General features: G+C 69.1%; 23 protein-coding genes and 1 pseudogene. 5 read left to right on the forward strand and 19 right to left on the reverse strand.

The window, feature by feature from the left end; all coding sequences use genetic code 11:
• Positions 1–120 precede the first annotated feature (120 nt).
• The 3 genes from ABZ664_RS05070 to ABZ664_RS05080 form a co-directional block, all read right to left on the reverse strand.
• The gene (locus ABZ664_RS05070; protein ID WP_362503141.1) at positions 121–1158 is read right to left on the reverse strand and encodes a glycerophosphodiester phosphodiesterase family protein; all 1038 of its coding nucleotides are present in this window, start codon (positions 1156–1158) and stop codon (positions 121–123) included.
• A gap of 1155 nt (positions 1159–2313) precedes the next feature.
• Positions 2314–3147 carry a class F sortase gene (locus ABZ664_RS05075; RefSeq protein WP_362503144.1) on the reverse strand — a complete coding sequence of 278 codons (834 nt, stop codon included), beginning with the start codon at positions 3145–3147 and terminating at the stop codon, positions 2314–2316.
• Positions 3148–3159: 12 nt separating this feature from the next.
• Complete coding sequence (locus ABZ664_RS05080; RefSeq protein ID WP_362503147.1) at positions 3160–4623, reverse strand: hypothetical protein; 1464 nt, start codon at positions 4621–4623, stop codon at positions 3160–3162.
• Positions 4624–4884: 261 nt separating this feature from the next.
• Here ABZ664_RS05080 and ABZ664_RS05085 point away from each other — a divergent pair, with 261 nt between their 5' ends.
• Positions 4885–6030 carry an acyl-CoA dehydrogenase family protein gene (locus ABZ664_RS05085; RefSeq protein ID WP_362503150.1) on the forward strand — a complete coding sequence of 382 codons (1146 nt, stop codon included), beginning with the start codon at positions 4885–4887 and terminating at the stop codon, positions 6028–6030.
• Positions 6031–6250: 220 nt separating this feature from the next.
• Here ABZ664_RS05085 and ABZ664_RS05090 read toward each other — a convergent pair whose 3' ends face one another.
• Complete coding sequence (locus ABZ664_RS05090; protein WP_362503153.1) at positions 6251–6787, reverse strand: hypothetical protein; 537 nt, start codon at positions 6785–6787, stop codon at positions 6251–6253.
• A gap of 100 nt (positions 6788–6887) precedes the next feature.
• Here ABZ664_RS05090 and ABZ664_RS05095 point away from each other — a divergent pair, with 100 nt between their 5' ends.
• On the forward strand, positions 6888–7049 hold the full coding sequence (locus tag ABZ664_RS05095) for a hypothetical protein (protein WP_350943219.1): 162 nt from the start codon (positions 6888–6890) through the stop codon (positions 7047–7049).
• Between the two features lie 65 nt (positions 7050–7114).
• Here ABZ664_RS05095 and ABZ664_RS05100 read toward each other — a convergent pair whose 3' ends face one another.
• From ABZ664_RS05100 to pdxH, 5 genes are all read right to left on the reverse strand, one after another.
• Positions 7115–7888 carry an alpha/beta fold hydrolase gene (locus tag ABZ664_RS05100; protein WP_362503156.1) on the reverse strand — a complete coding sequence of 258 codons (774 nt, stop codon included), beginning with the start codon at positions 7886–7888 and terminating at the stop codon, positions 7115–7117.
• 53 nt (positions 7889–7941) lie between these two features.
• Positions 7942–10167, reverse strand: a complete 2226-nt coding sequence (locus ABZ664_RS05105; protein ID WP_362503159.1) for a SpoIIE family protein phosphatase — start codon at positions 10165–10167, stop codon at positions 7942–7944.
• Positions 10168–10284: 117 nt separating this feature from the next.
• On the reverse strand, positions 10285–10989 hold the full coding sequence (locus ABZ664_RS05110) for a metal-dependent transcriptional regulator (protein ID WP_350943215.1): 705 nt from the start codon (positions 10987–10989) through the stop codon (positions 10285–10287).
• A gap of 159 nt (positions 10990–11148) precedes the next feature.
• Positions 11149–12357: an MFS transporter gene (locus ABZ664_RS05115; RefSeq protein ID WP_362503163.1), complete on the reverse strand. Its 1209-nt coding sequence runs from the start codon at positions 12355–12357 to the stop codon at positions 11149–11151.
• Positions 12358–12452: 95 nt separating this feature from the next.
• A complete protein-coding gene (gene pdxH / locus ABZ664_RS05120) occupies positions 12453–13106 on the reverse strand; it encodes a pyridoxamine 5'-phosphate oxidase (RefSeq protein WP_362503166.1) in 654 nt (217 codons plus the stop codon).
• A gap of 169 nt (positions 13107–13275) precedes the next feature.
• Between pdxH and ABZ664_RS05125 the strand changes: the two genes are divergently transcribed.
• Positions 13276–14382 (forward strand): citrate synthase 2, encoded by a 1107-nt coding sequence (locus ABZ664_RS05125; protein WP_362503169.1) that lies wholly within the window; start codon positions 13276–13278, stop codon positions 14380–14382.
• Between the two features lie 248 nt (positions 14383–14630).
• Positions 14631–15740, forward strand: a complete 1110-nt coding sequence (gene serC, locus ABZ664_RS05130; RefSeq protein ID WP_362503172.1) for a phosphoserine transaminase — start codon at positions 14631–14633, stop codon at positions 15738–15740.
• Positions 15741–15857: 117 nt separating this feature from the next.
• On the opposite strand, the gene ABZ664_RS05135 is transcribed toward serC, so the two are convergent.
• The 10 genes from ABZ664_RS05135 to ABZ664_RS05180 all read right to left on the reverse strand — a co-directional run bounded on the left by ABZ664_RS05135 (position 15858) and on the right by ABZ664_RS05180 (position 25511).
• Positions 15858–16262 (reverse strand): BlaI/MecI/CopY family transcriptional regulator, encoded by a 405-nt coding sequence (locus ABZ664_RS05135; RefSeq protein ID WP_362503175.1) that lies wholly within the window; start codon positions 16260–16262, stop codon positions 15858–15860.
• A 544-nt stretch (positions 16263–16806) separates the two neighbouring features.
• Positions 16807–17457 carry a rhomboid family intramembrane serine protease gene (locus ABZ664_RS05140; protein ID WP_362503178.1) on the reverse strand — a complete coding sequence of 217 codons (651 nt, stop codon included), beginning with the start codon at positions 17455–17457 and terminating at the stop codon, positions 16807–16809.
• Between the two features lie 161 nt (positions 17458–17618).
• Positions 17619–18383 carry a crotonase/enoyl-CoA hydratase family protein gene (locus ABZ664_RS05145; protein ID WP_362503181.1) on the reverse strand — a complete coding sequence of 255 codons (765 nt, stop codon included), beginning with the start codon at positions 18381–18383 and terminating at the stop codon, positions 17619–17621.
• A gap of 10 nt (positions 18384–18393) precedes the next feature.
• Positions 18394–19167 (reverse strand): SDR family NAD(P)-dependent oxidoreductase, encoded by a 774-nt coding sequence (locus ABZ664_RS05150; RefSeq protein ID WP_350943205.1) that lies wholly within the window; start codon positions 19165–19167, stop codon positions 18394–18396.
• A 63-nt stretch (positions 19168–19230) separates the two neighbouring features.
• Complete coding sequence (locus ABZ664_RS05155; RefSeq protein WP_350943203.1) at positions 19231–19569, reverse strand: STAS domain-containing protein; 339 nt, start codon at positions 19567–19569, stop codon at positions 19231–19233.
• Positions 19570–19690: 121 nt separating this feature from the next.
• Positions 19691–20470, reverse strand: coding sequence for an ABC transporter ATP-binding protein (locus ABZ664_RS05160; protein ID WP_362503185.1), 780 nt, complete (start codon positions 20468–20470; stop codon positions 19691–19693).
• On the reverse strand, positions 20467–21231 hold the full coding sequence (gene cbiQ, locus ABZ664_RS05165) for a cobalt ECF transporter T component CbiQ (protein WP_362503188.1): 765 nt from the start codon (positions 21229–21231) through the stop codon (positions 20467–20469). The genes ABZ664_RS05160 and cbiQ overlap by 4 nt, the downstream gene beginning before the upstream one ends.
• Positions 21231–22280, reverse strand: a complete 1050-nt coding sequence (locus ABZ664_RS05170) for an energy-coupling factor ABC transporter permease (protein WP_362503191.1) — start codon at positions 22278–22280, stop codon at positions 21231–21233. Before ABZ664_RS05170 ends, cbiQ begins: the two co-directional genes overlap by 1 nt.
• A gap of 69 nt (positions 22281–22349) precedes the next feature.
• Positions 22350–24293, reverse strand: a complete 1944-nt coding sequence (locus ABZ664_RS05175) for a glycosyltransferase family 2 protein (RefSeq protein ID WP_362503194.1) — start codon at positions 24291–24293, stop codon at positions 22350–22352.
• Positions 24294–24452: 159 nt separating this feature from the next.
• Positions 24453–25511 carry a hypothetical protein gene (locus ABZ664_RS05180; RefSeq protein WP_362503196.1) on the reverse strand — a complete coding sequence of 353 codons (1059 nt, stop codon included), beginning with the start codon at positions 25509–25511 and terminating at the stop codon, positions 24453–24455.
• 307 nt (positions 25512–25818) lie between these two features.
• Between ABZ664_RS05180 and ABZ664_RS05185 the strand changes: the two are divergent.
• Positions 25819–25965: pseudogene (locus ABZ664_RS05185) on the forward strand (multicopper oxidase domain-containing protein); the annotation flags it as partial.
• Between the last annotated feature and the right edge of the window lie 76 nt (positions 25966–26041).

The raw sequence follows: 26041 nt of genomic DNA on the forward strand, positions 1-26041 counted from the left end.
ACACCCGGCGCGCGACACCCGACCTGCCGCGCGCCGGGTACCGGCGGCACCGCGCGCCATCCGACCGACGCGCCGGCCCCGGTACCCTGCGGCACCGCCCGACATCCGGCCTGCCGCGCGTCAGCCTCCGCCGCGCAGCTGGTCCCGTATGGCGCGTGCCAGCCCGGGGTCGTCGGCGATGACTCCGTCCACGTTGAGCCTGTACAGGCGCTGCAGCCACCTCTTCACCCCTTCGGCGGCGCGCCCACCGGAGGCGCCGCTCCCGAGATCCGCCCGAAGCCGCGCGAGCCTGCGAACCGTCGTGGCGTGGACGAGGAGCCCTTCCCTCTGTGCGTTCCTGACGAGCGTGACGGGTGACACCGATCTTCCGCTGAGACCTGCGGGACCGATCCGCTTGGTGACCAGACCGATGCCGTCGGCGTACTTGGCGACCTCCCGCAGTCCTGCCGGGGTGACCATGTCGTCGTAGGTGAGCGGGTCACCCGCGCTCGCGAGGTCGTACGGGGCGCCGGTCGCGCCGACGAACTGGATGAGCCGCAGCCGGGTGAGGGAACGCAGGCGCCTGAGATTCCCCGCCTCGAAGGACTGGATGAACGCCGGGTCCCGCTCGTCGTCCCATCCGTAGCGCGCGAAGGTCTCCAGGAGAGGCTCCTCCAGGGGCAGCCCGATCGAGGCGAAGTAGGTGGGGAACTTGGTCTCCGCGTAGACGCCCACCCCGTGTTTCTGCGCGAGCTGGACCACCTCGTCGAGTGTCGGGATGCGTTCCATCCCGTCGTACGCGGTGTTCTCCCGCCGCTCCTTGGAGAAGCGCTCCCTGGCACGGAGGGTACGCAACTCCTCCAGGGTGAAGTCCTCGGTGAACCAGCCCGTGTGCCGGATGCCGTTGATGACCTTGGAGGTCATGCGGTCGGCGAACTCGGGGTGTCCGGCGATGTCGGTGGTCGCCGAGAGCTCGTTCTCATGCCGTGCGACCAGCACGTGGTCCTTGGTCGAGACGAGGTCCGGCTCGATGTAGTCGGCACCCATCGAGATGGCGACCGTGTAGGCGAGAAGCGTGTGCTCGGGCCGGAAGGCACTGGCTCCGCGATGCGCGATGATGATCGGCGCGATCTCGTGGCGGCCGAAATGCCGCGCCTCCGGGTTCGCCGGGGAGCTCACGGACCGCCCGTCCGCGGAACTCGCGGAACTCACGGGCCGCTCGGCCACCGAGTCACCGGATCGCCCGTCCGCGGGGCTCACGGACCGCGTGCCCGTCGAATCGACGTGGTGAAGGGCGCCGATCACGGTCATCCCTATGAATACGGCCAGCACACCGGCCCGCGCCTTGTTCACCCGCGTACACCCCCCGCTCCGGTTCAGCAGGGGGACACATCCGCATAAGCGGCTATACCCGGACTGGAGATGCAATTAACGATCAGAAGCGATTTCTAGCCGAGATAACACCACATAAGCACTTCCTAGGACATTTCACCACATATATCCCGATATTGCTGTCCACAAAAAAAGAGTGAGCGATTGATCACTCACTCCTCGACGAAGAGAAACGCGGGTCGGTTGACGGCTCGGCCTTCCGAGCCCCGACCTCGGATCACCACTCGCCCCGTGACCCGTCTCGCCGGCCCTGTCCCTGCCGTCCGCCCCCATGGCCCTCTCGCCATCCGGCCTGCGGACCTCGACGCCGAGACTCCCGCGCCCCCGGTCGCTCCCGGTCCCAGTCGTCGCCGCCCTCGGCGTCCGGGCCCGACCGCGGGGAATCCCGGTCTCCACGGCTCCCGAACCCTCGCCCCTCGCCGCGTTCGCCCTCCGGGCCTCGACGCCAGAAACCGCGATTACTTCGGTGTTTCCACCCCGGATACCGCCGACCGGTCTCCCACGCCCTGTGCCGTCCGCCGTCCGAGTGTCTCGGCCGTCCGAATCCCCAGTTTCCCCTGCGTTCGACGGTCGTCCTCGAACGCTCGGCCGTCCGCCCGCCGTTGCCCCAGTTCTTGGTCGTCCAGCCCCCGGCGTGCTTCGGCGCCGAATGCGCGAAACGTTTGCCACCCCACCCCGTGCGATCGTGCCCCTTCGGGTGTTGTACCGCGCCAAGAGCGGCCACCCCTATGAGTACGGCTACGACCCCGGCCCGCACGATGCTCACCTGGGCACACCCCCACCTTCTGATCATTCGGGGGGATGCCTCTTATCGAACAACTTCCTACCCGGATTGACGGGGAGGCTAACGAGCGGCGAAAACGTCGTGACCCACGGATTCGCGGTGTATCGCGCCCGATCTGGAAAACACCGCGCCCGGACCGCGGGCCGGACACGGTGGACTCAGGCGCGCCGGGTCTTCGACAGGGTCGCGTAGACGATGATGTTGTCGGTGTAGTGGCCGGTCGCGCGGTTGTAGACACCGCCGCAGGTGATCAGCCGCAGCGTCGCCTCACCGGTGTTGCCGTAGACCCGCTTGGACGGGAAGGCCGTCTTGCTGACCTGTTCCACACCGTCGACCGTGAACTCCGCGAGACTTCCGTCGGACCGGGAGACCTTGATCTTGTCCCCTCGGCTGATCTCCTTCAACCTGCTGAAGACGGCGGCGCCCTTCTTGGTGTTCACGTGCCCGAGGACCACCGAGGGCCCCTGCTGCCCGGGGGTCGGGCCGTGCTTGTACCAGCCCGCCTGGTTGGGCCTGCTCAGCGGAGGCGTCTGGATCTCCCGCTTGGAGTCGACACCCAGTGCCATCAGCGGGGCGAGCACGCCGATCTTCGGGATGGCGATCCGCCGGGGCTGCACGCCGTCGCTCTTCAGCGGCTCCGGAGGCATGGTCACCGGCAGTGGCGGCGCCGCCGTGGGCGCGGCCGCCGTGAGCGGGGCGTCCAGCCCGCCCGGCCCCACCGAGGACGGCGTCACTCCCACGGGCTGCTGTCCGGCGGCAGGGACCTCCTGGATCTGGATGTTGCTGTCCGCCGCCTGCGGCACGGGCGGCCCGTACGGCGCGTCCTCTATCGCGGGGGGCAGGTATGCGAGGAGCCCCGCCATGATCGCGGCCACCCCGCCGAGCGACCCCGCCACGAGGAGCCCGGCCATCAGCATGCTCCCCTTGGGCTTGGGAGCGGGGCCGGTGCCGTGATAGGGGCCGGGGCCGCCCTGACCAGGTCCTTGATACATCCGGCGCCTCCTTCAGCTGTCCCTCTGGCCGCGCGCGTGTGCCGCCCGCCGCCTCATCAAGGCCACACCGCCCAGTGCGCTTCCCGTCACCATCGCCGTGCCCGCGCTGAGAAGCCCCAGCCCGGAGCCGCCCTCGGGAGCCTCACCCGTCTGCGCCCCGCCGCTGGGCGTGATGACCACCTGCGGCGCGGTGGGGGTGGGCCTGGTGGGGGTGACGGTGGCGGTCACGGTGAGGGTCGGCTTGGGCGTCGAGGTGGTGGTGCTCCTGGTGGTGTTGTTCGGCCCGGGCGTCTGGTTGCCGGCCCCGGTCTGGGTGCCCGTCGGGGTGGGGGTGGCCGTGCCCGTCGGGGTGCCCGTCGGGGTGCCCGTCGGAGTGGCCGTGGGGCTGCCCGTGGGCGTAGTGCTGGGGGTGACGCTGGGGTCCGGGGAGCCCGTCCCGCTGGGTGAGGGGGACACGCCCCGCTCGGAGATGGTGACGTCCACCGAGACCGGCGCGCTGACGAGCGCGCACGTGGCCCGGTAGTCGGCCGGCGGGTTCTGCAACTGCTTCGTGATCACCCGGAAGGCGTCTACCTGCGCGAACTTACCGGCCTCCAGGTTCGTGACCTGGATGGTGTGCTCGCCGTACTTGAGGCCGTTGAACCTCCACAGCGTGAGCCCGCCCCGGTGCGCGGCGTTCGTCGGCGTGCCGTCGGCGTCCTTCGAGGCGTCGATGAAGGCCGGCGTGGCGTCCTGGCCGTCGATCTTGAAGCCGACCTGCCCCGCCTCCGTGCTGCGCCGGGCGATGTACTCGATCCCGGTGCCGGTGAACGTGAAGGTGGCGAAGGAGTTCACCCTGTCGGTGCGGTGCAGGTCGCGGCCGTAGTCGCCGATGCTGAGCGCCTCGTCGTTCAGCTCGTACCAGTCGGCCGCCGCGTGGTACTTCACCCGGGGGTCGTCGTTGTTGACCATGATCTCGCCGGCCGGGGGCATGAAGTCCACGAACAGCTTCCGGGGAGAGACCTTGAGCGTGCCCGCCTGGTCGGTGTGGGCGGCGTCGGAGATCCCCTCGGGGAGCTTCAGGATGCTGCCCGGCTGCAGCTTGCCCGGCTGGTCGACGACACCCTTCGGCTGCAGTACGCCGATCCAGCTCCCGGACATCTGCACGTTCCCGGTGACCAGGACCTTGCCTCCGGGGCCGAAGTAGTCCGGCGAGCCGAACCTGGCCGGGTCGCCGTTCCTGTAGTTGAGGTCCCAGCCGATGTTGAGCGGCTCCCCGACGGTGAGCGTCGTGGGAATCGACACCTTGGTCCGGAGGTTCACCGTGCTGCCTCCCAGGGCGATCCCCCCGGTGCAGCTGTAGTCGACCACGAGTTCGGCGATGCCGGAGCCGGACGCACCGGAGGCGCCGGAGGGCAGTGCGACGAGCGCGCCACCGAAAAGGCACAGGGCCGAAACCGCGAGGGACCTACGGAGCCCAGATCGCCACCGAACCACCACATACTCCGATCACGAAGGCTGCCGCCAACAGGCATACCCATAGCACACCGAGGGTAGATCGTACGGTTTGAACCATCTTCGGCGCAGCGAGATCGTGGGTGGATTCGAAGACCGTGGCGTACTTGTGATCTGGATATACCTCTACATACCACAGCAAGCCACGCTAACAGCGCGATATCGACTGTACCTGCTAGTAACAGAATTGTATTCTGTATCACGAGCCGTCGCGAGTCGCCACGAGTCCCAAGGAGGCACACCATGCAGCGAGACCTCTTCGAGGAGGAGCACCAGCTCTTCCGAGAGACCGTGCGCGAGTTCCTGGCCCGCGAGGTCGCGCCTCACCACGATCAGTGGGAGAAGGACGGCATCGTCCCGCGCGAGGTGTGGAAGAGGGCCGGAGAGATCGGGATGTTCGGCTTCGGGGTGCCCGAGGAGTTCGGCGGTGCGGGAATCACGGACTTCCGCTACAACGCCGTGATCGTCGAGGAGGTGATGGCGATCGGCGCGACCGGCCTGGGCTACTCGCTGCACAACGACGTGATGGCCCCGTACTTCGTGGACCTCACCAACGACGAGCAGAAGGCCCGCTGGCTGCCCGGGTTCGCCTCCGGTGAGCTGATCACGGCGGTCGCGATGAGCGAGCCCGGCGCGGGCAGCGACCTGCAGGGCATCAGGACGACCGCGGTACGCGACGGCGATCACTACGTGGTCAACGGCCAGAAGACCTTCATCACCAACGGCATCAACTCGGACCTGGTCGTCGTCGTGGCGAAGACCGACCCGGACGCGGGCGCGCGGGGGATCTCCCTGCTCGTCGTCGAGCGGGGCATGGAGGGCTTCAGCAGGGGCCGCAACCTGGAGAAGATCGGCATGCACGCCCAGGACACGGCGGAGCTGTTCTTCGACAACGTCCGGGTCCCCGCGGCCAACCTGCTGGGCCCGCAGGAAGGGCAGGGCTTCTTCCAGCTCATGGCCAACCTGCCGCAGGAACGCCTCTCGATCGCGGTGATGGCGGTGGCGGCGGCGGAGACGGTCCTGCGGACGACGATCGAGTACTGCAAGAACCGTACGGCCTTCGGCCGGAGTATCGGCGGCTTCCAGAACACCCGTTTCGTCCTGGCCGAGCTGGACACCGAGGTGGACATCGCCCGCCTCTATGTGGACAGGTGCATCCTCGCCCTCAACGCAGGGGAACTCACCGCCGTGGACGCCGCCAAGGCGAAGTGGTGGACCACGGAGCTGCAGACCAAGGTCATCGACCGCTGCCTCCAGCTGCACGGCGGTTACGGCTACATGATGGAGTACCCCGTCGCCAAGGCCTGGATGGACAGCCGCGTCCAGACCATCTACGGCGGCACCACCGAGATCATGAAGGAGATCATCGGTCGCTCCTTCGGCTTCTGAGACCGGCCTCGGCACCCGATCGGAGAGGCCGGGCGCGCAGCCCTGGCTTCGGCCACGCAGGTGAGGCCCGACGCGGGAAGACGATCCAGGACCGGCTCTTCCCGCTCACGGGCCACTCCGGCTCAAGGACACCCGGCTCCTGAGACACCCCGGAACGCCCGGCGAAGAGCCGCAGTCCACGCCCTCGCGGGACTGCGGCTCCCCGCGACCGGCCGGGCCCTCACCCCTCGGTGATGTCCTCGACCTGGGTGGCCACCCCGTCCTTGATCGTCACCTTGGCGAACAGTGCGCCCCTCTTCTTGATCGCCGCCTGCAACTGCTCCATCGAGCAGCTGTACGGGGCCTGTCCCTCCCTGCAGACCAGCCCCCGCGCGTCGCGCACGACCGTGAACGGCAGCAGGAGGGCTTTCACCTCCCGGTCGCTCTCCGAGGTCACGGTGATCCCGTCCGCCCCGCGCAGGGCGATCTTCCCTCTTATCGTGGCGTCGACGTCCCGGCTCCCGGGAACGCTCACGGACGGCAACGGCGTGACGGAATCGTCGGGATCCGTCGACGCGGAGGCGGCCGGGGTCGGCGCGGGGGACGGGGAGAGCGTGGCGGAGGCCACGGGAGACGGAGTGACCGAGGCGGTCACGATAACGGTGGCTGTGACGGTCGCCGGCGTGCCGGAGGCCCCACTCCCACCGGAACATGCGGAAAGGGCTGCGGCCAGGGCTGCTACCAGCAGGGCACGCGTCGCCTTCGAGGTCCTGTTCACGAAAGGTAACGATCCCATGGGTTGGGGATTGCGTTTACCAACCGCGAAGACGGCTTCGGCGCCGCATACTGGTCAACGGAGACTCCCCGAGGTGGTGACGATGGACAGCGGACTGATTCTGCTGATCTTCCTGGCGTTCCTGTTCGCCTGGGGCCTGAACCGGGTGCGGCGTGCCTTCCGGCTCGGCCCGGTCGCGTACATCGGCGTCATGGCCGTGTTCGTCATCGCGATGCTCGCCATCTGGGGACAGACCGTCCGCTGATCTCTCCCCCGGCCCCGGGCGCCTCTCGGACGCCCTCCCGAGCCGTGAATCCTCGAAAGCCCCGTTTACCGGGAGCCCTCCAGCAGCACGCTCGCGACCAGCTCGGGGTCGTCGGTCATCGGCAGGTGTCCGCACCCCTTGAGCAGCTTCACCCGCTGCCCCGACCATCTGGCCGCGCGGACGGCCTGCCGGCGCGGAAGCAGGCGGTCGCGCTCGCCCCAGGCGATCGTGACCGGCACCTTCGGTGGCGCGGGAGGCATCAGCCCCGCGAACGAGGCGAGGGTCTCGTCGAAACCGGAGGCGTCCCCCAGCGCCTGGAACCCGGCGAGCAGCGCCTCGGACGAGATCCTTCTCGGATGGGCGACCATCACACCGGCGCAGAGAAGGCGGCCCAGCGGATCTTCCACGAGGGCGGCGGCCCGCCGGGGAGAAAGGTCGCGAACCGAGGCCCTGCCGGCGCGGAGGACGGCTCGCGCGTACATGAGCTCGCTGCGGTTCCAGAATCCGGCCGGAGAGAGCGCGGTGGCCGAACGGACCACCCCGCGTGAGGCGAGTTCGAGAGCGACGTAACCCCCCAGGGAACTACCCGCCACATGAGGGTCGCGCAGGCCGAGCACATCGAAGAAGGATTCGATCGCGTCCGCCAGGCTTTCCGCCGTGTACGGCGTACCGGGCGGCAGCGGCGGCGAGATGCCGAAACCGGGGAAGTCGACCGCGATCACGTCCCGTTCGGCGGCGAGTCTGTCGAGCATCGGCAACCATGCCTGCCAGTGATGCCCGATGCCGTGCAGCAGGACGAGGGGAGGACCTGTCCCGCGCCGTTCGAACGCCAGCTCCATGCCCCCGAGTCAACCATCGATCGGGAACGGGTGCCAGTCGTGCCGCTTGCGGCTCAGCGCGACCTGGTGGGGATCTCGAACCAGACGGCCTTGCCCTCCTTGGTGGGGCGGGAGCCCCAGCGCCTGGCGAGCTGGTCGACGAGGTAGAGACCCCGCCCGCCCTCGTCGTTCTCCCCCGCGCTGCGGATGCGTGGCAGCCGAAGGTCCTGGTCGAAGACCTCGACCCAGACGGACTCCCTGCCCCGGCGGATCCTGAGCGTGAACTCCTTCTCGTTGACGATCTCGTCTTCGAAGCCCGGAACGTCCCAGGACTCGTCGAACGGCAGCGGGGGGCCGTCCATCGTCAGCTCCCTGCGCGGGATGCTGGCGGTGGCGGCGTGCAGCACGACGTTGGTGACGACCTCGGAGACGAGCAGGCAGGCGAGCTCGGCGCGCTCCTCGGGGACGTTCCAGCCGATGAACGCCTCCGAGGCCATCCGGCGCGCCTCCCCGACCATGATCGGCTGAGCGGGGAAGGTACGCTCCTCGACGGCCAGGTCCTCGGAGGCGGACCTGAGGACGAGGATGGCCATGTCGTCGTCGATCTCACCGGGTACCGCGACGGTGGCGGCGTCGGCGATCTCCTCGACGGAGGCGTCACTGATCTTGATCAGCTTGCCGCAGAGCTGCGCCAGCGCCTCCTCGACGTTGGGCGGCCTGCCGTCGGCGTCGCGGATGGGGCGGCGGTCGACGAGCCCGTCGGTGTAGAGGAGCAACGAGGCCCCGGGGGGCAGCGTCCGCGTCTCCTCCTTGTAGACCAGGTCGGCGTGCATGCCCTTGGCCCGCACTCCCAGCGGCTGGCCGACCTCGCGGATGTCCAGCTCGGTGCAGGTGTCGCCGATCAGCAGCAGCGGAGGGGCGTGACCGGCGTTGGCGAACGACAGCTGCCGCGACCAGGCGTCGTACACGAGGTACTGGCAGGTGACGATGGGCGGGACGCTGATGTCGGTGCCGCTCTCGTCCTGCTCGGGGGTCGCGATGATGCGCGTCCACTCGTCGAGCCTGGCGAGGATCTCCGCGGGCGGCTTGTCGTCCTGGGCGAACGCCCGCAGGGCCGCCCGCAGCTGTCCCATCACCGCCGCGGCCTTGGCGCCCCGGCCCTCGACGTCGCCGATGACGATGCCGACCCGGCCCGCCGAGAGCGGGATGACGTCGTACCAGTCGCCGCCGACCTGGGTCTGGATGCCCTGCCCGTGGCTGACCAGAGGGGCGGCGGGGAAGTAGCGGACCGCGATCTCCAGACCGTCGAGCTGCGGCAGCGCACGGGGCAGCAGGTGCTTCTGGAAGGACTCCGCGGTGTGCCGCTCCTCCTCGAACAGCAGGGCGTTGTCGACGGCGAGGGCGACCCTGGTGGCGATGGCCCCCACGAAGTCGCGGTCGAAGGCGTCGTAGTGCGGGCTGCGCCGGTCGGTCAGATTGGACAGCCCCAGATAGATGAGCCCGAGGGTCTCTCCACGCACGCACAGCGGCGCGACGATGGCCGAGGTCATGCCGATCTCGGCGGCGAGGCGGGTGTTGGCCTCGCCCGGACTGGGATAGTTGGTCTGGGAGAAGTCCTCGACGAGGATCGTCTCCTGGCGGCGCAGCGCGATCTCGGCGTAGTGCCCCACCGGGTAGTGGATCTCCGCCCCGAGCGGCGCCCAGGTGTTGGGCGGCGGGCTCCAGCCCTGGACGTGGGTGGAGACCCTCCGGGTGAGCCGCCCCTCCTCCACCAACTCGATGAAGCAGTGGTCGGCGAACTGCGGGACGAGCATCTCCGCGACGCGCTTGAGCGTCTCCTCGACGTAGAGCGATCCGGCGAGGCGCTCGCCGATCCGCTCCAGCAGGCCGAAGCGGTCCTTCTCCCGCTCGTTGCTGCGCATCGCCTCGCGGGCGGTGATGACGATGCCCGTCACCGCTCCCGAGGGATGCCGCAGCGGCACGGCCTGTGCCCGTACGTAGATGATCGTCCCGTCACCGCGCCTGACGTCGAACGTGCCCTCCCAGACGCCGCCCTTGAGGACGTGCTTGGAGAGCTCGACGGCGAGCGGGTGGTCCTTCTCCATGATGCCCAGGGAGAGCGACTGGTCACGGGGTCCCGAGGTGCCGGGGCGCCCGAACAGCCTTTCGGCGAACGGGTTCCAGTAGAGAAGGTTGCTGAACCTGTCGGTGACCACCACCGCCATCTCGGCGAGATCCAGGACGGAGCCGGCCGTGAGATGATCAGCGGCGTCCTGGGAGACATCCCCCCACCGCTTCATCCGGTGACCGCCCCTCGTGGGCGGGTGTGTGCAAAGCGAACCACGGTTGCTCCTGCAGTCTCGGCCTGGGAGCGGAGGGACTCCCGAACGGGATCCAACCGAGCTAGGGGGCCTCGGTCAGCGTGTGGAGACGAAAACGTGCGCGGCAATCTCTCGCGGGAGATCCGCAAGAAAATTGTCCGCCTCGTCGTCACCTGTCACCCGCACACCGTCGTCGCTCGCCGCGAGCGTCACCTCGCGTCCGGGTTGTATCCCAACTTGCTTGAGTTTAAGCATCACAGCCGGATCGCTTTGCACTTGTTCGCTAATTCGCCGCACGACAACGGGTATATCTCTGGGTCCGGCCATCGCGGCCATCGACGGCAGCGACTCCAGCCTCCCCCCGGGATGGCCGACGACACCGAGCTCCTCAAGGCCCGGGATCGGATTGCCGTGCGGGTCCTCCGTGGGATTGTTGAGCAGACTGATCAGCCTGGCCTCCACGGATTCGGACATGACGTGCTCCCAGCGGCACGCCTCGATGTGCACCTCTTCCCAGGGCAGACCGATCACCTGGGTGAGCAGGCATTCCGCGAGGCGGTGTTTGCGCATGACACGGGTCGCGAGGGTACGTCCCAGATCGGTCATGGTCAGATGGCGGTCGCCCTCGACGCGAACCAGGCCGTCGCGCTCCATCCGGGCGACCGTCTGGCTGACGGTGGGACCGCTCTGCTGGAGACGCTCGGCGATACGCGCGCGTAGGGGGACGATGCCCTCCTCCTCCAGCTCGAAGATCGTACGAAGGTACATCTCCGTCGTGTCGATCAGGCCGTGTGCGGTCAAGGTTCCTCCCGTCCTCTCTCGATGCTACGTCCATCGCGCGGTGTTCCCGGGAGGGCGGCGCGGGACCTCGGAAGTCTGAGAAGACGACCCTATTGGGAGAACAGCCCACGATGACAAAGAAGGGCAACGCCCGAGGACGCCAAATCCTTCCCTAGCTGCTCAAACGCTGCGCGCGAGCGGACGATATTTTCTGAAGGCCGGGACGGCCAGCCCCACCGCGAGCACGGCCACCGCGCAGGCGATCCCGCCGCCCACCCAGGCCCACGTGGCGCCGAACCACGAGGCGGTGCCGCCGGCCCGCAGATCGCCCAGCCGGGGACCTCCCGCGACCACCACCAAGAACACCCCCTGCATCCTCCCGCGCATGTCGTCGGGTGCGTGGGTCTGCAGGATCGTCTGCCGCCACACCGCGGAGACCAGGTCGGCGGCCCCGCCGAACGCGAGCAGGGCGACCATCAACCACAACTGGTCGGCGAGCCCTGCCGCGGCGACGGTGAGCCCCCACGCGGCGATCACGTACGTGAGCGCCAGTCCCTGGCGCTGGACCCGGCCCACCCAGCCCGACAGCAGGCCACCGAGCACCGAGCCGATCGCGATACTGGCCGACAGCCAGCCGAACGCGATCAGAGAGCCGCCGAACCGCTCGTCCACGATCTCCGGGAACAGCGCCCTGGGCAGCGCGAACGCCATGGCGATGAGGTCGACGACGAACGACATCAGCACGACCGGATGCCCGGAGATGTAGCGCAGACCGTCCACGACCGACCGCAGACCCGGGCGGGTCACCTCTCCGATCGGTTCGAGTTTCGGCAGCCTCAGCGCGGCGTAGAAACCGGCGCCGAACAGCAGCGCGTCGATCAGGTAGGCGGCGGCGAAGCCGCTTCGCGCGAGCACCGCCCCGCCGAGCAGTGGCCCGATGACCGTGCCGAGGCCGCCCGCCAGGAAGTTGAGGGTGTTGGCCGCGGGGATCAGGTCGACGGGGACCAGCCTGGGGATGATCGCGCCTCTGGTCGGCCCGGTGATGGCGAATCCGGTGGCGTGCACGGCCACGGTGGCCAGCAGCAGGCCGACGCTCGTCGAGCCCAGTGCCGCCTGGACGAGGAGCGCGAGCGTCCCCGACCAGGCGATCAGCGCGCCGACGATGAGGAGTCTGCGCCGGTCGACCGCGTCGGCGATCGCGCCTCCCCAGAGTCCGAAGACGATCAGGGGGATCAGGTTGGCCGGACCGAGCATGCCGACCCAGAAGGACGACTTCGTGATGTCGTAGATCTGGGCGCTGACGGCCACCGAGGTGAGCTGGAAGCCGATGAACGACACACCCTGACCGGCCCAGAGCCTCCGGTAGGCGGGTATGGCGAGCGGGCGCATATCAGCCGCATGCCTACCAACGAAGTTCCCGAAACCCACCCCAACACCCCTCAACCGACACACATGGATATATCAGCACAAAGCGGGGAGGGTGTTCAGGGGGCCAGACGTTCGACGACCCAGGTGGCGCCGGAGCGCCGGTAACGGAGGCGGTCATGCATGCGGTCGGTGCGACCTTGCCAGAACTCCACCTCGGACGGCACCACGCGCAGCCCGCCCCAGAAATCAGGGACGGGCGGATCCTCGGGCCAGCGCTCCGCCAACTCCTCGTAACGGGCGTCCAGCTCGTCCCTGGAGTGCACGACCGCCGACTGCCTCGACGCCCACGCGCCGATCCGCGACCCGTAGGGCCGGGACCTGAAATAGGTGGCCGACTCCTCGCGCGGCAGCCGTACCACCGACCCCTCCACCCGCACCTGGCGACGGATGGAGTGCCAGGGGAACAGCAGGGCGGCACGCGGGTTCTCCGCCATGTCCCGGCCCTTGCGCGACTCGTAGTTGGTGTAGAAGACGAACCCGTTCTCGTCGTAGCCCTTGAGCAGAACCGTCCTCGCCGTCGGCCGCCCACCCGCCGAGGCGGTCGCGAGCACGGTCGCGTTCGGCTCGGGAAGCCCGGCGTCCACGGCGTCGCCGAACCACAGGGCGAACTGGGAGAAGGGGTCGGGGGCGAGATCTGCCTCGATCAGGGGCAGCCCCTGGTACGTGCGGCGAAGGCCCGCCATCGAAGGCGGTCGCGATGTGGCATCCACGGGAAGGTATTCTCCCGTGCCGAGCAGGAAGCCCGCGCGGCGCCCCCCACCTGGGGCGATCGCGTTCCGGCGGGTCCGGCGGCACACCGCCTCGGCCCAGGGGGTTGAATATGACCCGCCGGTATCTCGACATCAAGGCTTTGACTTCAAGAAAGGGAGGCAGCCGAGAATGTCCGACTTCAAACCCGGGCTCGAAGGCGTGGTGGCTTTCGAGACGGAGATCGCGGAACCGGACAAAGAAGGGGGCGCCCTTCGCTACCGGGGCGTCGACATCGAAGAGTTGGTCGGTCGCGTCTCTTTCGGACACGTGTGGGGCCTGCTTGTCGACAACAAGTTCCAGCCGGGCCTGGCCCCGGCGGAGCCCTTCCCCATTCCTGTCCACTCCGGTGACATCCGCGTCGACGTGCAGAGCGCGCTGGCCATGCTGGCCCCCGCGTACGGTTTCAAGCCGCTGCACGACATCGACGACGAACAGGCCCGTGCCGACCTGGCCCGCGCCAGCGTGAACGCCCTGAGCTTCGTCGCGCAGTCCTCGCGCGGCCTGGGGAAGCCGATGGTTCCCCAGAGCGAGGTCGACAAGGGGGAGAGCATCGTCGAGCGGTTCATGATCCGCTGGCAGGGTGAGCCCGACCCCAAGCACGTCAAGGCCATCGACGCCTACTGGACGTCCGCCGCCGAGCACGGCATGAACGCCTCCACCTTCACCGCCAGGGTGATCGCCTCCACCGGAGCCGACGTCGCCGCGGCGCTGAGCGGTGCGGTCGGCGCCATGTCCGGACCGCTCCACGGCGGTGCGCCCGCGCGCGTGCTGCACATGATCGAGGGCGTCGAGCAGCTCGGCGACGCCAGGAAGTACGTCCAGTCGGAGCTCGACAAGGGGCAGCGCCTCATGGGCTTCGGTCATCGCGTCTACCGTGCCGAGGACCCCCGGGCACGCGTGCTCCGCCGCACCGCCAAGGAACTCGACGCGCCGCGTTACGAGGTCGCCGCGGCGCTGGAGAAGGCCGCGCTGGAAGAACTGCACGCCCGCAAGCCCGACCGGGTGCTCGCCACCAACGTCGAGTACTGGGCGGCGGTCATCCTGGACTTCGCCAAGGTCCCCTCCTCGATGTTCACCTCGATGTTCACCTGCGCACGCACCGCGGGCTGGGCCGCCCACATCCTGGAACAGAAGCGCACGGGCAGGCTCGTCCGCCCCAGCGCCGACTACGTGGGTCCGTCCCAGCGCTCGGTCCAGGACGTCCCCGGAGCCGCCGAGGTCATCCACCCCTTCTGAAGTCCCCCTCCTGTACGGCTGTCGCGCGACATCTCGCGCGGCAGCCGTTGCCGGTCCCGGGTCCCCGAAGAACCCACGGCACACGGCTGCGCCCCCCGGAGCTCACCGGACGTGTCGAGCGCCCCGGAACCCCGAAGAACCCGCGGCACCCCGCGTGATCGTCCCGCCCTGCCCAAAACCCTTCAACGGCTCGTCTCGAAATCCGGACCACGTCCTGGATCGATCCCCGGGCTCAGTAGGCTGGTCAGGTGGCTGACATCGTGATTCCCTCTGACATCAAGCCCGCCGACGGCCGTTTCGGCTGCGGGCCCTCGAAGGTGCGCCCCGAGCAACTCTCGGCTCTCGCGGCCTCCGGGTCCAGTCTCCTGGGCACCTCTCACCGGCAGAAGCCCGTCAAGGCGCTGGTCGGGCGCGTTCGCGCGGGGCTTTCCGAGCTGTTCTCCCTCCCTGCGGGGTACGAGGTCGTCCTGGGCAACGGCGGCACCACCGCGTTCTGGGACATCGCCGCCTTCGGACTGATCCGTGACAGGTCCCAGCACCTGCACTTCGGTGAGTTCTCCTCGAAGTTCGCCTCCGTGGCGGCCAAGGCCCCGTGGCTGGGCGACCCGACCGTGATCAAGTCGGAGGTCGGCACTCACCCCGAGGCCCGCCTGGAGGAGGGCGTCGACGTCTACGCGCTCACCCACAACGAGACCTCGACCGGCGTCGCGATGCCGATCAGGCGCGTGGGTGAGGAGGGCTCGCTCGTGCTGGTCGACGCCACCTCCGGCGCCGGCGGCCTGCCCGTCGAGGCGAGCGAGTTCGACGTCTACTACTTCGCGCCGCAGAAGAGCTTCGCCTCCGACGGCGGCCTCTGGATCGCCCTGATGTCCCCGGCCGCGCTGGCCAGGGTCGACGAGATCGCCTCCAGCGGGCGCTACGTCCCCGAGTTCTTCAGCCTCCCGGTGGCGATCGACAACTCCTCCAAGGACCAGACGTACAACACCCCGTCGGTCGCCACCCTCTTCCTGCTCGCCGAGCAGATCGAGTGGATGAACGGCAACGGCGGCCTCGCCTGGACGACCGCCCGCACGGCCGACTCGGCCCGGCGCCTGTACACCTGGGCGGAGAAGACCTCCTACACCACCCCGTTCGCGGCTCCCGAGTTCCGCTCCAACGTGGTGGGCACGATCGACTTCTCCGACGACGTCGACGCCTCCGCGATCGCGAAGGTCCTGCGGGCCAACGGCATCGTCGACACCGAGCCCTACCGCAAGCTCGGCCGCAACCAGCTGCGCGTCGCGATGTTCCCCTCCATCGACCCCGACGACGTCGAGGCCCTGACCACCTGCGTCGACTACGTCGTCGAGCGCCTGTAGTCCCCGCTTCACCGAGGTCGGGCATCCGTCCTCGTCGGCCCGGCGAGGACGGTCCGCGAGGACTCGCTCCCCTTCTCCCGCCCCGGAAGCCGGATCACCGGCTCCCGGGACGGGAGCCTAGGGCAGCGCGCTCGGGGTCCCGCCCGCCGAGGCGTGCGCCCGCTCGCCCGCGAGCCGCGCCAGCTCGTGCAGCAGGCGCAGGGCGTCGTCCGGATCCACCCCCTCCGCGAACCGCGAGAGTACGGGAGCCCGATCGGGACTGTTCGCCAGTGCCGCGAGCATCAGCCCCGCCACGTGTTCGTCCCGTGAGCGGCTCGCGGTGTAGCGAAAGGCGTTGCGCACGGGCGCCCTTTCCAGGAGGCCCTTCCTGACGAGGCGCTCGGCGACGGTCTGCACCGTGGTGTAGGCCAGGCTCCGTTCGGCATTCTGGTTCAGCATGTCCTGCACCTGGCGAACCAGCATCGGCTGCTTGCAGCCCCACAGCACGTCCATGATCGCGCGTTCCAGGGATCCCAGGTTCACCCGCGGCCACCTTTCGAGGGTCGCGCCCGGCTGTGATGGCCCTGGAACATGTACGGGCACGCGGCCAGGCAGGTTCACACATGAAATTTTGTCACATTGTCACTTAAATCAACCGATGCTTCCATAGCTGATGAATTACAGCAGAATCTTCTGTTGCGCGTTCACGGAAAAAACTCCTCGGGAATGCGGCCGAAAAGAACTCGCCGCCACCGGGTCCGGCCATCCCGGATGCCGGCCGCGTCCCCGGACAGTCATCGCCCCGCCGACGGACGACCCCCGGAGCGGCTTTATTCGCCCCCGGAGGCCACGAACCACCCTGCCCGGTCCATGAGACCCCCAAGGCGCTACCAAGCGCCACATAGCGCCCACAGCCCCGTACAGCACCCTTCCTCGGTAAAGCCCTCGAAAGTCGGTCGAACAACCCGTCTCCGAGACAGGCCCGATACCTGGAGGTTCGGTAGACGGAGATGCGGCTTTCCTGAGGTGACTTTCCGGGGAGGCTCCCGAAGCCGGACGCGGCGCGCCTTTGAAAGGTCTGTGTCTCTCAGTAGGCCGGAGTGACGGCCCTGGGGCGCCTGCGGCGCATCACCCAGGCCGCGATGATGCCGCCGATCAGCCCGAACAGGTGCCCCTGCCAGGAAATGCCGTCCTCACCGGGAAGCACGCCCCAGATGATCGAGTAGTAGGCGATCGCCACACCGACACCGATCACGATGTCGAGGGCCCGGCGGTCGAACAGCCCTCGGGCGACGACAAGACCGAAGTACCCGAAGACCAGGCCGCTCGCACCGACCGTGACCGCATACGGCGAGCTGGTGAACCAGACACCAAGCCCGCTGACCAGCACGATGATCAGGCTGGCCCCCAGGAAACGGGCGATCCCGCGCAGCGCGGCAAGGAACCCGAGAATCAGCAGGGGAAGCGAGTTGGCCATCAGGTGGCCGAATCCGGCGTGCAGAAAGGGGGCGAGGAAGATGCCGCCCAGACTGTCGGGATTCCAGGCCCGGATGCCGTAAACGTCGAACTCCCCCGGCAGGACGTAGTCGGCGATCTCGACCACCCACATGACACCGACCAGGAGGACGTTGACGATCGCGGCGCCCAGCGCGCCCGCGGCCAGATCTCCCGCCCTGCGCTTCAGAAGATCGCCGGAGGATCGGCCGGTGGGGGTCGTTCCGGTCGCGTGGTCGTTCATGCACTCTCCTGGCCTTTGGAGCGTCGGCGTGAATGTCAAGTGCCCTCGCCACACCTGTCCACACCTTTACCGTACGCACTCCTGGCTGTGAATGCGCCGGGCGCGACCCCTCGGATCGCGCCCGGCACACGGTTTCCCTTCGATTCCCGCCGCCCCCTGCGCTACTCGCCCTCCCACCGGGGAGCGCGCTTCTCGGCGAAGGCCGCCGCTCCCTCCATCGCGTCCTTGGACGCGAACACCGGGTTGATGATCTCTCCCTGCTTCGCGAACATCTCGTCACGGCTCCAGTCCGCCGACTCCACGATCACGCGCTTGGTCGCGGCGAGCGCCAGCGGGGCGTTGGCGGCGATCCTCCTCGCGAGCTCGACGGCCGTGGCCAGGGCCTCGCCTACGGGCGTGACGTGGTTGACCAGGCCGAGCTCGTACAGCCGGGAGGCGGGAAAGTGGTCGCCGGTCAGGGCGATCTCCATCGCGATGTGGTACGGGATGCGCCGCGGCAGCCGCATCACGCCGCCCGCCGCCGCGACCAGGCCTCGCTTGGGTTCGGGGAGCCCGAACTTCGCCTCCTCGGAGGCGATGATGATGTCGCAGGCCAGCGCGAGCTCGCAGCCTCCGGCCAGGGCGTAGCCCTCGACGGCGGCGATGAGCGGCTTCTTCGGCGGCGCCTCGGCGATACCGCCGAACCCCCTGCCCTCCAGGACCGGGAAGTCCCCGGTCAGGAACCCCTTCAGGTCCATGCCCGAGCAGAACGTTCCGCCCGCGCCGGTGAGGACGTAGGCCGCCACGTCCTTTCGTTCCTCCAGCTCGTCCATCGCGGCCGCGAGGCCCCGAGCCACGGCGCCGTTGACCGCGTTCCTGGCTTTGGGGCGGTTGATCGTGATGACGGCCACGCCGCCGTCGACTTCGACCAGAACCTCGTCAGACACCGGATGACTCCTACTTGGGCTGGAAGCGGATACCACCGTCGAAACGGATCGTCTCGGCGTTCATGTAGTCGTTCTCGATCAACGAGCGAACCAGGTGCGCGAACTCGGAGGCGAGCCCCATGCGCTTGGGGAAGACCACCGGGGCCACGAGCTTGGCCTTGAACTCATCGGCGTTGGGCGAGAAACCGTAGATCGGGGTGTCGATGATGCCGGGGCAGACGGTGTTGACGCGCACGCCGATCGCGGCGAGGTCACGCGCGGCAGGGACGGTCATACCGACGATGCCCCCCTTGGACGCCGAGTAGGCGACCTGGCCGATCTGTCCCTCCAGCGCCGCCACCGAGGCGGTGTTGATCACTACGCCGCGCTGGCCGTCCGCGTCGACCGGCTCGGTCTTCGCGATCGCGGCGGCGCCGATGCGCATGAGGTTGAAGGTGCCGATCAGATTGACCTCGATGACCTTGCGGTACGAAGCCAGGTCGTGGGGCGAGCCGTCACGGCCCACGGTCCGGCTCGCCCAGCCGATGCCCGCGCTGTTCACCACGACACGCAGCGGCCTGCCGGTCGCCACGGCCGCGTCCACAGCCGCCTGCACCTGGTTCTCGTCCGACACGTCGGTCTTGACGAAGACGCCACCGAGTTCGTCGGCCAGTGACTTGCCGCGCTCCTCGTTGAGGTCGGCGATGACGACGAGGGCACCCTGCGCGGCGAGGTCGCGGGCCGTGGCCTCGCCGAGACCGCTGGCACCGCCCGAGATGATTGCTGCTGCTCCGTTCACGTCCATGTGCGGACCTTAACGCGCAGACCGAATGAAGTTCTACTCGGGGTAGGGTAAAACTCGCCGACGCTAGATCTCCCCAACGGCGCTGCTCACGTCGGGATAGACCTTGATCCGCCGGTCGAGGCCCGTCGTGCGGAGGATCCGGGCCACCGGAGGCTGAGGTGCCGCCAAACAGACCCCGCCGCCCTCGCCCGTGGCCAGCCGCCATGCCTCGATCAGCACGGACAGGCCGCTGGAGTCCATGAAGGACAAGGCGGTGAGATCGAGGACGAGCCGCGCGCCATCCAGCTTGATCGCGTCGCGGACCTCGTCTCGCAGGAAGGGAGCGGTGAACAGGTCGAGCTCGCCCTCGACAGCCACCACCACGGCGTCACCGACGGCGCGGCGAGCCAGCCGTAGCTTCATCAGTCCTCCTCGCGCCCGAAGGGCAGATCCACTTTACTTCGCCCTCACTCCACGCGAGGTCATGCGCGATTGTTCACAGGAAGTTGATGTGACACGAGCCCCGGAGCCGAAGGCGTCGGAGTCAGGGGGCGGCGAAACCGTACGGCAGTTCGAGCCGGTGGGCGGCGAGGAGGCTCGCGTCGGCGAGGATCTCGCGGGTCGGCCCGTCCGCGGCGATCACGCCCCCGGAGAGGATGAGCGAGCGTTCGCACAACTCCAGCGCGTACGGCAGGTCGTGGGTGACCATCAGGACGGTCACGTCGAGCCCTCGCAGGATCTCGGCCAGCTCGCGCCGGGAGGCCGGATCCAGGTTGGAGGAGGGCTCGTCGAGCACCAGGATCTCCGGCTCCATCGCCAGCACCGTCGCCACCGCAACCCGGCGGCGCTGGCCGAAGGACAGGTGGTGCGGTGGCCTGTCGATCGTCTCCAGCATGCCCACGCGCTCCAGCGCGTCCTTGACCCTCCGCTCCAGCTCCTCGCCCGCGACGCCCATGTTCGCCGGACCGAAGGCCACGTCCTCGCGGACGGTCGGCATGAAGAGCTGGTCGTCGGGGTCCTGGAAGACGAGCCCGACCCGCCTGCGGATCTCCCTGAGCGACTCCTTGGCGACCGGCAGTCCCGCCACGGCCACCGTGCCGTGCCCGGCGGTCAGGATGCCGTTGAGGTGCATCACCAGCGTGGTCTTGCCCGCGCCGTTCGGCCCGAGCAGCGCGACCCGCTCACCGCGCTCCACCCGAAGGTCCACGCCGAACAACGCCTGCGTGCCGTCCGGGTACGCGTACGCCAGGCGGCTCACCTCAAGCGAGAGCGGCGCGGGCGGCGGGGACGAGGCCGGCACGGGCCGCGAGGACGGCACTGTCACACGAACCCCCAGCTCCCGAGTAACACGGCGAGTGCCGCACCCGGCAACATACCGGCGACGAGCCACTGCCGCGAGGCGGCGGAGAGGTCCTGGATCACCGGCATCGCACCGGCGTAGCCCCGGCTGAGCATCGCGAGGTGCACCCGCTCGCCCCGCTCGTACGAGCGGATGAACAGCGCCCCCGCCGACCTGGCGATCACCGGGATGTGCCGCACGTCCCTGGCCACGAACCCGCGCGACTCCCTCGCCACCCGCATCCGGCGCATCTCGTCCAGGATCACGTCCATGTAGCGGAGCATGAACATCGCGATCTGCACCAGCAGCGGCGGCAGCCTCAGGCGCTGGGCGCCAAGCAGTATCAGCCGCGGCTCGGTGGTGGCCGCGAGCAGCACGCTCGCGACCACGCCCAGGGTCGCCTTGGCCAGGATGTTCCAGGCGGCCCACAGGCCGGCGACGCTGAGCGAGAGTCCCATGAAGGTCACCCTCTCGCCGAACCCGATGAACGGGATGGCCAGCGCGAACACCACGAACGGGACCTCGACCACCATCCGCCGCAGCACGAACCCCACCGGGATCCGGGCGAGGGCCGCCACGACGGCCAGGAGCGCGGCGTACAGCCCGAAGGCCCAGAACCACTCGCGCGGAGTGGCGACCACCACCAGGGCGAACCCGGCCACCGCCGCCAGCTTGCACTGGGGCGGCAGCCGGTGCACGAGCGTGTCACCCGGCCGGTGGAGCTGGTGGTGGTGGCCCGATCCCACTAGGCGGACACCTTCTTGTCGCTGTCGTCGGAGCCGGTGCCGTCACCGTGGTCACCCCGGCGGCGCACAGCGTAGAACACCCCGCCGCCGACGGCGAGCGTCACCCCGACGCCGATCACTCCCGCCACGCCCACCGGGATGCCGCCCACGTCCCCGTAGTCGGCGAGCGGCTGCTCACCCAGCGAGTGGTCGGTCGCCTGGTCGCTGAAGCCCTTGTCCTCGGCGACCCACTCCAGGCCGTCGGGCGAGGAGGAGGCGTAGAAGCTGACGACGCCCGCCAGCAGCGCCGCCGCCGCGATTCCCGCGGGCAGGAACCAGCCGGGACGGCGGGCGGCGACAGGCGCCTTCCGGGTCTCCGAGGTGACGATCACGTCGCCGTCCGCGCCACGCAGAACGAGCGGCGCGACGATCCCGCGGGCGCCGTAGACCAGGTCGGGCCGGATCGCGAGCACGGTGCTGACGGTGACCGCGGTGATCAGGCCCTCCCCCACGCCGATGAGCAGGTGCACGCCGCCCATCGCCGCGGCGACCGTGCCGATCTCGATGGGCGCGGTGCCGCCGATCCAGAACAGCAGGGTGAACGCGAGCGCCGAGGCGGGCACCGAGAGCAGCGCCGCGACGAACGAGGCCACCACCACGACGCCCCTGTTCCGAACGCTCCGGGTGATCAGGAGGAAGACGCCCCACCCGACCAGCACGGCGACGAGGCCCATCAGGGTGATGTTGACGCCCAGCGCGGTCAGTCCGCCGTCCGCGAAGAAGAACGCCTGCACCAGGAGGACGACGGCCACGCACAACACCGCTGTGTAGGGGCCGACGAGTATCGCGGCCAGCGCACCGCCGAGAAGGTGCCCGCTGGTGCCCGCGGCGACCGGGAAGTTGAGCATCTGGACCGCGAAGACGAAGGCGGCGACCAGCCCGGCCATCGGAGCGGTGCGGTCGTCGAGCTCGCGACGGGCGCCGCGCAGGCATACGGCCACACCGGCGGCGGCCACCGCCCCCGCCGACACCGAGACGGCGGCGTTGAAAAAGCCATCGGGTACGTGCACTACAAGCCTCCGAAATGCGGATTTGCCCCTAACTTTAGGCCATGAGCTTGTAGTTGCAAGAAGGTGGCATTAACGCACGATACGTCTGATGAAAGTTCTGGGGCCGAGGGTCCGGACCACCGTGCTGAGCCTGCCCTTCCCCGCCGTGGCGTAGGGCCTGACACTCCACCTGACCGCGCCACGCCACCACGTGCGCGGATGCTCGATCACCTCGGGCACCGCCTCGATCCTGAAGCGCGCGGGCGGCCCACCCAGGGCGAGCTCCAGGTAGGCGTCCCAGGTGCCGGGCCCCAGTCGCCCCATCGCCTGGGAGGCCGTGAACATACCGCCCTCGCCGACCGTGACCGGCTCGCGCCGCTCCCGGCTCGACTCCCGCTCCCGCCAGACCAGAAAGCGCACCGCGTCCGCCGCCGGGGCCTCCGCGCCCACGCTGACCTCACCGTCGAGCACCAGCCGGTGCCCGGCGGCCCAGCGGGCGCGCACCAGCCTCACGCTCCCCGGCACCGAGACCACGTGCCCGCCGATGTCGAGGCTGAGGTTGCCGTACGGGTGGGTGAAGTACGGAAGGGCGACGACGGCGACGACATCGCCCACCACGCGAGGCGCGGGCGGCGCGATCGGCCCCTCCCCTTCGGTGCCCAGACGTGCGAGCCGGGGCACGCCCTCGAAGACGACGCTCACGTGGACGTCCCAGATGCCGGAGGACAGGGTGGTGACGTCGACAGTCCCGGTGAACCCCGCGCAGTCACCGGTCACCGGGACCACGACCTCGTCACAGGGGCCGGCTCCCGTGTGCCGGCGCCGCAGCACCAGGGCGAGATCCCCGCCGGTGATCTCCGGGCAGCCGTAGCGCTCCAACGTGCTCAGCGCCACCTTGCCCGAGATCGCCAGCCGCCCCTCCCGTTCCCGCTCCCAGCGCAGGGCGGTGAGCTCCCGGCGGACCGAGGCCGACTCGATGTGCGCCAGCCGCACCAGGCGGTCGATGTCCTGCAGGGCGGCGATCCGGCTCCGGTCGATCGCCGGGAGCCGCTCACGGACCCCGTCGGTCAGCCACCGCTCGCACATGTCGGCCACCTCGGCGACGATCTCCTTGCGCGCGACCTCCCCGGCGTCCAGGAAGGGCCTGCCGAGGTTGCCGAAGGCGTCCATACGGAAGTGACGCCGTAGAAGGTGGTCACGGAGATCTCCCGGGCGCACGTGGGCGAGCATCAGCTCGACCGGCCGTTTGATCATCCGCAGCCAGGAGACCGGATCGCGGCTCCCCTGCCGCTGCATGATGCTGGTGCCGTCCGGCCGGGCGACCAGGTGGTAGCAGTCGTAGTCGGCGACCACCGAGATCACCTCCGCGTGACAGTAGGCGTGGGTGGTGAAGACGACGTCCTCCCCCACCAGGAGCGTCTCGTCGAAACGGATGGCGTGCCGCTCCAGCATCTCCCTGCGGAAGAGCTTGAAGCAGCTCAGGCTGTTGTAGACCGCGCTGTCGCCGAGCGGCACCCGTTCGGCGTTCTCCTTGAACATCGAGATCGGCACCTTGCGGTCATGCCCGACGATCTTCCCGAGCACGATGTCGGAACCGTTGCGGTCGGCCATCGCGAGCATCCGCTCCAGCGCCTGAGGGCCGAGGTAGTCGTCCGCGTCGCAGAAGAAGACGTATCTGCCGCGCGCATGGGAGAGCCCGACGTTGCGCGGGCGCCCGGCGCCGCCCGACGCCTCCTGTCTGACGACGCGGATCACACCGCGGTGGCAGGAGGCGTAGAGGTCGAGCAGCGCGACACCCCCGTCGGTGGAACCGTCGTCGACGACCACCACCTCCAGGGCGACGCGCTGGATCAGCAGCGAGGTCAGGCATCTGTCGAGATAGGGACCGCAGTTGTGAAGGGGAACGATCACGGTGACGTCGATGTCGGACCGGAGCGCCTCCTCGCTCGTGATGTCATGGCCGCCCCGCTCCATACCCGTGATGTCACAGCCACCCCGCCCCGTGCGGACTCGCTGGAGGATCGTTACTGTCACCGCCGCGCCCCTCGTCGGTCACTCTCCGCTTATCTAGCGTCTCAGTATGTGATGGAGGGCCGTCCGTACGGAGCGAATCCCCAGGGTTGCCCTCCCGATCTGCCGGCGCTGCAGACCCCTGGGGAGCGAAACACCCTTTTCGTGCACCTTGTGCCGCCGCTAGACCTCACTGGACCTCGACGCCGCCCCTGCGGAATTCTCGCGACCGACCCCGGCAGGGTCCTCACGGCCGTCCCCGGCGAGGTCGTCATCTCCCGGGCCTGAATCGTCGTCGTCCTCCCGGGCATGGTCGTCACGACCGCGCGAAGCTCGAACCGCCGCGGACACCCACGCTCGGACCCGACGACGCGGCAGCCAGGCGAGGACATACAGGGCCACCGCCACCACGAACAGCACCCCGAGGAGACGGAGCGGAAGGATGATCAGCACGGTGCTTTGAGTGGAGGTCCAGCCGATACCCGAGATCGACACCGTCGCGCGGCAGACGCACATGAACGGCGGATTCGCCCACCTCGCGGTGACGGTCCTGCTGGCCCCGCGAGGCAGGGTGAAGTCCGGGAACGGCACGTCGTACCCGTTCACGGCGACCTTCAGGCCCCGGGGGGCGAAGAAATCGCGGTGGACGGTCCCGACATTGTCGACGGTGACGGTGAAGTCGACAGGACCACCCGTCGCGAGGCCGCCGGAGGTGGCGAGGTCGCCGAGCCGCACGGACGTGTCGATCGGCCCTGGAACCGTGAGATAGATGGGCGTTCCGATCACCCGGTCGAGTTTGATGTCCTTCCCGCCGGAATCAGCAGGAACAGCAAAGAGCAGGGCCACCTGGTGCCCGCCGTGCTCGGGCCTGGGCGGGGGATCGATCCGTACGGTGACGCTCCGCTCCGCCCCGGGGGCGAGACGGAAGGCCGCCGGCGTGACCCTGAGCCAACCGGCGGCGGAGCGGGGGGTGTCACGCTCGAAGACCATCCTGCCGGTTCGGTCCACCGCGAAGCTCGCCCTGTCGACGACCACCTCGACCGGCGACCGCCCCTTGTTGGCCACATGGAACGACTGGGGCTTGCCGATCTCCTCCGGCCCGACCACCAGGCGTGCCGGGCTCACCGTCAGCGAGAAGTCCGGGGCCGAGCCGGACGTCCCGGAAGCCACGGAACCCATCGCCGACGCCATGTCGCCCGCCAGGAGAAACGCGACGATCACGCACTGAAGTCTTCCGGCCACCGCACATCCCCCTACCGTCGTGGAACGCCACCGGAGTCCGCTCGGGCGGCCATGCCCGCCACCGCACTTACCGTCATCGCGCCCACGAGCACCGCCGGGCCCCCGAACCCCCCGCACCCAAAGGGCACATCAAGATCCTTTTTGAGAATAGTAGTCGTTTGACCACAGATAGCGCAGGCTCCGGGAGGACGTGTCTTTCTCGTGCCCACGGGCACCCCGGCCATCGCGCGACGCGTTTCAGGGTCGCGTTTCAAGGTGAGACCGTGAGCCGAGGGACACACCCCGCCGCCGACGCCGACCTGGCGAAACCTACGAGATCGAATTCCTCGCCGACAATCCGGAGGTTTGGGTGGACCACTGCCACGACCTCGGCCACGCGGCCGACGGCATGACCTACGAGGGGGTCTCCACCTCCTACGAGATCGGCCACAGGACCCCCGACCAGCCGGAATGATCAGGTCGCGGGGATCGAAAGGGGCGCCCCCATCAACCGTCCGGTGGATTCCGAAGGTGCCGCCCACCGATGATTC

The organism is Streptosporangium sp. NPDC006930 (assembly GCF_040635605.1).
Lineage (GTDB): Bacteria > Actinomycetota > Actinomycetes > Streptosporangiales > Streptosporangiaceae > Streptosporangium.

Coding starts and splice junctions, on each gene's coding strand:
- ABZ664_RS05075 (WP_362503144.1), bottom strand. CDS start 3,147: ATGTATCAAGGACCTGGTCAGGGCGGCCCCGGCCCCTATCACGGCACC.
- ABZ664_RS05085 (WP_362503150.1), top strand. CDS start 4,885: ATGCAGCGAGACCTCTTCGAGGAGGAGCACCAGCTCTTCCGAGAGACC.
- ABZ664_RS05095 (WP_350943219.1), top strand. CDS start 6,888: ATGGACAGCGGACTGATTCTGCTGATCTTCCTGGCGTTCCTGTTCGCC.
- ABZ664_RS05100 (WP_362503156.1), bottom strand. CDS start 7,888: ATGGAGCTGGCGTTCGAACGGCGCGGGACAGGTCCTCCCCTCGTCCTG.
- ABZ664_RS05105 (WP_362503159.1), bottom strand. CDS start 10,167: ATGAAGCGGTGGGGGGATGTCTCCCAGGACGCCGCTGATCATCTCACG.
- ABZ664_RS05115 (WP_362503163.1), bottom strand. CDS start 12,357: ATGCGCCCGCTCGCCATACCCGCCTACCGGAGGCTCTGGGCCGGTCAG.
- ABZ664_RS05125 (WP_362503169.1), top strand. CDS start 13,276: ATGTCCGACTTCAAACCCGGGCTCGAAGGCGTGGTGGCTTTCGAGACG.
- ABZ664_RS05140 (WP_362503178.1), bottom strand. CDS start 17,457: ATGAACGACCACGCGACCGGAACGACCCCCACCGGCCGATCCTCCGGC.
- ABZ664_RS05150 (WP_350943205.1), bottom strand. CDS start 19,167: ATGGACGTGAACGGAGCAGCAGCAATCATCTCGGGCGGTGCCAGCGGT.
- ABZ664_RS05155 (WP_350943203.1), bottom strand. CDS start 19,569: ATGAAGCTACGGCTGGCTCGCCGCGCCGTCGGTGACGCCGTGGTGGTG.